Source organism: Roseomonas acroporae (assembly GCF_023223525.1).
Lineage (GTDB): Bacteria > Pseudomonadota > Alphaproteobacteria > Acetobacterales > Acetobacteraceae > Roseomonas_E > Roseomonas_E acroporae.
Genome location: NZ_JALPRX010000129.1, coordinates 1 through 4,816, shown reverse-complemented (window position 1 = coordinate 4,816; position 4,816 = coordinate 1). Strand labels below are relative to the sequence as shown.

4 protein-coding genes are annotated in these 4,816 nt (G+C 75.2%); all 4 read left to right on the top strand.

The features are described 5' to 3' along the window. The first annotated feature begins 227 nt into the window (after positions 1–227). The 4 genes from M0638_RS24495 to M0638_RS24480 all read left to right on the top strand — a co-directional run bounded on the left by M0638_RS24495 (position 228) and on the right by M0638_RS24480 (position 4,676). Positions 228–704 (top strand): DUF3592 domain-containing protein, encoded by a 477-nt coding sequence (locus M0638_RS24495; protein WP_248669587.1) that lies wholly within the window; start codon positions 228–230, stop codon positions 702–704. 376 nt (positions 705–1,080) lie between these two features. Then, the gene (locus M0638_RS24490; protein WP_248669586.1) at positions 1,081–2,703 is read left to right on the top strand and encodes a Na+/H+ antiporter; all 1,623 of its coding nucleotides are present in this window, start codon (positions 1,081–1,083) and stop codon (positions 2,701–2,703) included. Between the two features lie 266 nt (positions 2,704–2,969). Beyond that, positions 2,970–4,352, top strand: a complete 1,383-nt coding sequence (locus M0638_RS24485; protein ID WP_248669585.1) for a DUF3592 domain-containing protein — start codon at positions 2,970–2,972, stop codon at positions 4,350–4,352. Positions 4,353–4,427: 75 nt separating this feature from the next. Continuing rightward, a complete protein-coding gene (locus M0638_RS24480) occupies positions 4,428–4,676 on the top strand; it encodes a hypothetical protein (RefSeq protein WP_248669584.1) in 249 nt (82 codons plus the stop codon). Positions 4,677–4,816 lie beyond the last annotated feature (140 nt).

The window sequence follows — 4,816 nt, the reverse complement described above, 5'->3', positions numbered from 1 at the left end:
GGGGGGGGCATCGCGCCATAGGCGCGGGGAGGGGGAATCGCACCGTAGGCGCGGGGGGCATCCTGCCGTCAGGCGCGGGAGGCGACGCGCCGCCGTCGGGCATGGGACTCGCCACGCCGCCGGCATGGCGGACGCTGCCGGCAATGGCCGGTTCTGATGCCTTGCCGCAACAAGCTGTGGGATACTGCGCCCAACCGCCGGAGAGCCCCGTACCGAGGAGGAGTCCCATGCCAACCACCGCCCCGCGCCCGGCCGCCCCGCCCCGCCGGCCTTCCGTCTGGGCCTGCGTGGCCAGCCTGCTGATCGCGGTGGCGCTGTTCGTCGGCGCCGCGATCCTGGTGCGGGACTACCGGCACATGAGCCGCGACGGCATCCCCGTGGAAGGGCGCATGACCGGCAGCTACGAGCGTGTCACGCACACCCGCAACGGCTCGGTGACCGGCACGGACTACAACCCGAGCTTCAGCTATCTCACGCGGGAAGGCGCGACCGTCATCGGCACCGTGCCCGACAGCGTGGACTACGCCGAGATCCGCCCGGGGCGGACCATGGCGCTGCGCTACGACCCGGAGAATCCCAAGGATGTCCGCCTCGCCTCGGCGCTGGAGGGCGGGCCGGGCGTGCTGCCCTGGCTCTTCGCCGGGCTGGGCGTGCTGGTGGCGTGGTTCTCGGTCAGGGGGCTGCTGCCGTTCCTGCGCCGGTAGCGCGGATCGCCACGGGCGGAGCGCCCCGCCGAGCCGTCCGGCGGCGTGGGCGCGCCCGACCTACCAGCGGCATTTCTGCATGCAATTTTCGGCATATGCACTCAATTGGAGCATAATCGCATCCAATCGCGCCGTTGCGAGATTCGCCGGCCATGGCTGCCGGCGCGCCCGGCCGCACAGCCGCCCGAAGCCCTGCCGCCCGCCCCGGCCGGGGCGGGCGGCCTGACGCGAGGCCCCGGGGATCGGCCCCGGGCGGCCCGGGGTGGCAGTGGGTGGCGCCGGAGGCCCTGTTTCCCGACCTCCCTCGGGCGGGCCGGATTCCTTGCGACCGGAAAATGCTTCAGGCTGCCGGCGGGTCGGCCATGCCGGGGGCAACATGGAAGACGTGACGACGATTCTGGTGCTGCTGGTGGCGGTGGCGCTCGGCGGCTTCATGGTGCGGCTCTCGCCCGTGCCGCTGCCGCTGCCGATCCTGCAGATCGGCCTGGGCGCGCTGCTCGCCTACGCCACCGACTTCGAGACGGAACTCCAGCCCGAGCTGTTCTTCCTGCTGTTCCTGCCGCCGCTGCTCTTCCTGGACGGCTGGCGCATCCCCAAGCGCGGCCTGTTCCGCGACGCCACCACCATCGTCGAGCTGGCGCTGGGCCTCGTCGTCTTCACCGTGCTCGGGGTCGGGCTGTTCATCCACTGGATGATCCCGGCGATGCCGCTCGCCGTCGCCTTCGCGCTGGCCGCCGTGCTCTCGCCCACGGACCCGATCGCGGTCTCGGCCATCGCCGCGCGGGTGCCGATCCCGCACCGGCTGATGCACATCCTGGAAGGCGAATCGCTGCTCAACGACGCCTCCGGCCTGGTCTGCCTGCGCTTCGCCACGGCGGCCGCGATGACCGGCGCCTTCTCGCTCTCCTCGGCGCTGCTGACCTTCGTCGTGGTCTCGCTGGGCGGCATCGCCGTCGGCGTGCTGGTGACGCTCGCGGTCAAGCGCGTCCAGGCGCTGCTGGTGGCGCGGATCGGCGAGGATGCGGGCCTGCAGATCCTGGTCAGCCTGCTGATCCCCTTCGGCGCCTACCTCGCCGCCGAGCACTTCCACTTCTCCGGCATCCTCGCCGCCGTCGCCGCCGGCATCGCCATGAACTACGCCGAGCTGCACGTCGCCTCGGAGGCCGAGACGCGCATGCGCAAGGCGGCGGTGTGGGACACGGTGCAGGTGACGCTGAACGGCGCCATCTTCGTGCTGCTGGGCGAGCAGCTTCCCGCCATCCTCGACCGCGCCGCCGACACCGTCGCCGAGGTCTGGCTGCTGCCGGTCTACGTGGTGGCGATCGTGCTGGCGCTCGGCCTGCTGCGGCTCGGCTGGGTCTGGGCCTCGCTGCAATTCACCATCTACCGCGCCCGGCGTCGCGGCGGGCCGCGCCCCGTGGTGCGCTGGCGCGTGCTGCTCGCCACCTCGCTCGCCGGGGTGCGCGGCGCGATCACGCTCGCCGGCGTGCTGACCCTGCCGCTGGCGCTGCCGGACGGCACGCCCTTCCCGGCGCGCGACCTCGCCATCTTCCTGGCGATGGGCGTGATCCTGGCCTCGCTGGTGGGCGGCAGCCTGCTGCTGCCGATCGTGCTGCGCGGCCTGCGGCTGCCGCTGGAGGACCACCATGCGCGCGAGGAGGACGAGGCGCGCAACCTCGCCGCCGATGCCGCCGTGCGCGAGATCGAGCGGGTGCAGCACGAGCTGGCCGCCGGCCGCGCCGACGCCGACCTCTACGCCGAGGCCGCCGCGCGCAGCATGGAGCCCTACCACCGCCGCATCGACGGCGCCCAGCTCACCGAGGCGGAGGCGGAGCGGTTCCGGACCATCATCGAGATCGAGCGCAGCCTGCGCCTGGCCGGGCTGAAGGCCGAGCGCGAGGCGCTGTTCCGGCTGCGCCGCGCCCGGCAGCTGGAGGACGGCACGCTGACCCGGCTGGTGCGCGAGATCGACCTCGCCGAGACGCGGCTGCGCGCCTGAGCCGCGCTTCCCGCTTCGCGCCTTCCCGGGGACCGCGCTTCCCCGGCCCGCCCGGTGCGCCGGATGTAAGTTTCGCGCCGCATGCTGCGCGGGGCCGTCGGGCGCTCCCTTGCGGTTGCGTGGCGGGCCACCCGGACGCGTGCGGCCGGCGATGTCGGGAGGGGCAGGGCCATGCCGAGGCCTGTCGAGGGCGCCGAGGAGGCGGCGGACGCCGTGCCGGCCGGAACGCAGGGCCGGCCGGCACGGAGCCGGCCGGTCGGGCACCGATGAGCGGGCCGCTTCCGCCGTGGCGCGGCGGCCTCGGCCGGGCGCTGGCCTGGGTGCTGCTGCTGGTCTCGGTGCCCGCCTGCCTCGGGGGCGGGCTGCTCTCGCTGTTCGCCTTCGTCACGCTGTCGCAGCAGCTCGGGCGGCCGGTCGCGCCCGGGCAGGTCGTCGCCGCCGAGCGCCGCTCGGGCGATTCGGTCGCGCCGGTGATCGAGTACCGCACGCCCGACGGCGAGACGCGCCGCGTCGCCGGCAACATCGCCAATGACAGCCCCTCCTGGCGGATCGGCGACCCGATGGGCGTGCGCTACGATCCCGACGCGCCGGCGGAGGCGATCCCCGACACCTTCTGGTCGATCTGGCTGTTCCCGCTGATGCTGGGCGTGCCGGGGGCGATGCTGCTGCTGCCCGGCCTCGCCACCGTCGCGCTCGCCCGGCGCCGCCTGCGCCGCCGGGGGCCGCCCGCCGCCGCGGGCGCTCCCCTGGCCGCCGCCATGGCGGATGGCGCCGCGCCGCCATCCCGGATCGTGCTGGCCAAGGCCGGGCCGGGCGGAGGCGGGCAGGGCACGGCGCCGCCCCCGGATGCCGCGCCGGCCCCCGCGTCGGCCCCCGCGTCGGCCGGTCCGCCGGACAGGCCGGTGGAGCGCCGCCCCCCGCCGGTGGCGCCCGGCGAGGCGGCGACGCGCCGCGACAGGTCCAGGGCGCTGTTCCTGGTCGTGCTCGCCCTGCTGTTCGGCGGCGACGCGGCACGCCGCTTCGTGAACGGGCTGGAATACCGCCAGCGCACCGTGACCGCGCCGGGCCACGTCGCCGAGCTGGTGCGCACCGGCCGGCGCGGCAGCGACAGCTACGCCCCGGTCTTCCGCTTCCGCACCGAAGCGGGCCGGGAGATCCGGGCGCGGCAAGCCTGGAGTTCCGGCCTGCGCTTCTGGAGCGTGGGGGAGACCGCCACGATCCGCTACGACCCGGCGCATCCCGAGGAGGGAGCACCGGACACGCCCATGGCGCAGTGGGGCACGCCGATCGTCCAGTCCAACCTGGCGGTGCTGTTCCTGCTGCTCGCCGCCGCGGCCGTGCTGCCGGAGCGGCGCCGCGCGCGCCACCGGGCGCGGCTGTGGGAGGAGGGCGTGCCCGTGCAGGCCGGCCCGCCCCTGGTGGAGGAGGGGAGGGCGGCGGACGATGCCCCGGTCTGGACCGTCACGGCCGCCTGGGACGAGCCGGGGCGCGGCCGGCGCTGGGTGTTCGAGAGCCTGCCGCTGCGCGAGGACCCGGCGCCGCTGCTGCGGGGGCGGGAGACGGTGACCGTGCTGGTGCATCCCGCCGATCCGGCCGTCTACGCCATGCAGCGCCCGGGGGACGGGGAGCCGGCGGGGCTGGCGGGCTGACGCCACCGCCGCGCTTGCGCCGCGTGGCGGGGCGCCCTATCGCCCTGCCGGAACCGCCGTCCAGGAGAGCCGCCGATGTCCACGCCCCGCCCGGATCTGCTCGACTGGCTCATGTTCTATCGCGGCACGGCGGGGCGCGTGGTCGGCCTGGTGGCGGGCCTCGGCGCCTACCTGCTGATCGACGGCGAGACGTGGCTGCGCATCGTGATCGCGCTGGTGGTGATGCGGCTGCTCGGGCCGTGGGGGTTCGAGCTGGTGCTGCGGCCCTTCGCCGAGGCCCGCGAGCGGCGGCGGGCGCTGGAGCGCTCGGCGGCGGGCGAGTAGGCCTTTCGGGGCGCCTCGCTCCGGACCCCGTCGGTCCGGGGCGAGGCGCCGCAATCATCCTGCACCGATCGACACGAAGGGGTTTCCGAAGGGGCTTCGCCCTTTGGCGGAAGGATACCCGGGGAGGGCGAAGCCCTCCC

Excerpts from the sequence above, each read along its gene's own strand:
- M0638_RS24480 (WP_248669584.1), top strand. The coding sequence starts at position 4,428 with ATGTCCACGCCCCGCCCGGATCTGCTCGACTGGCTCATGTTCTATCGC.
- M0638_RS24495 (WP_248669587.1), top strand. The coding sequence starts at position 228 with ATGCCAACCACCGCCCCGCGCCCGGCCGCCCCGCCCCGCCGGCCTTCC.
- M0638_RS24490 (WP_248669586.1), top strand. The coding sequence starts at position 1,081 with ATGGAAGACGTGACGACGATTCTGGTGCTGCTGGTGGCGGTGGCGCTC.
- M0638_RS24485 (WP_248669585.1), top strand. The coding sequence starts at position 2,970 with ATGAGCGGGCCGCTTCCGCCGTGGCGCGGCGGCCTCGGCCGGGCGCTG.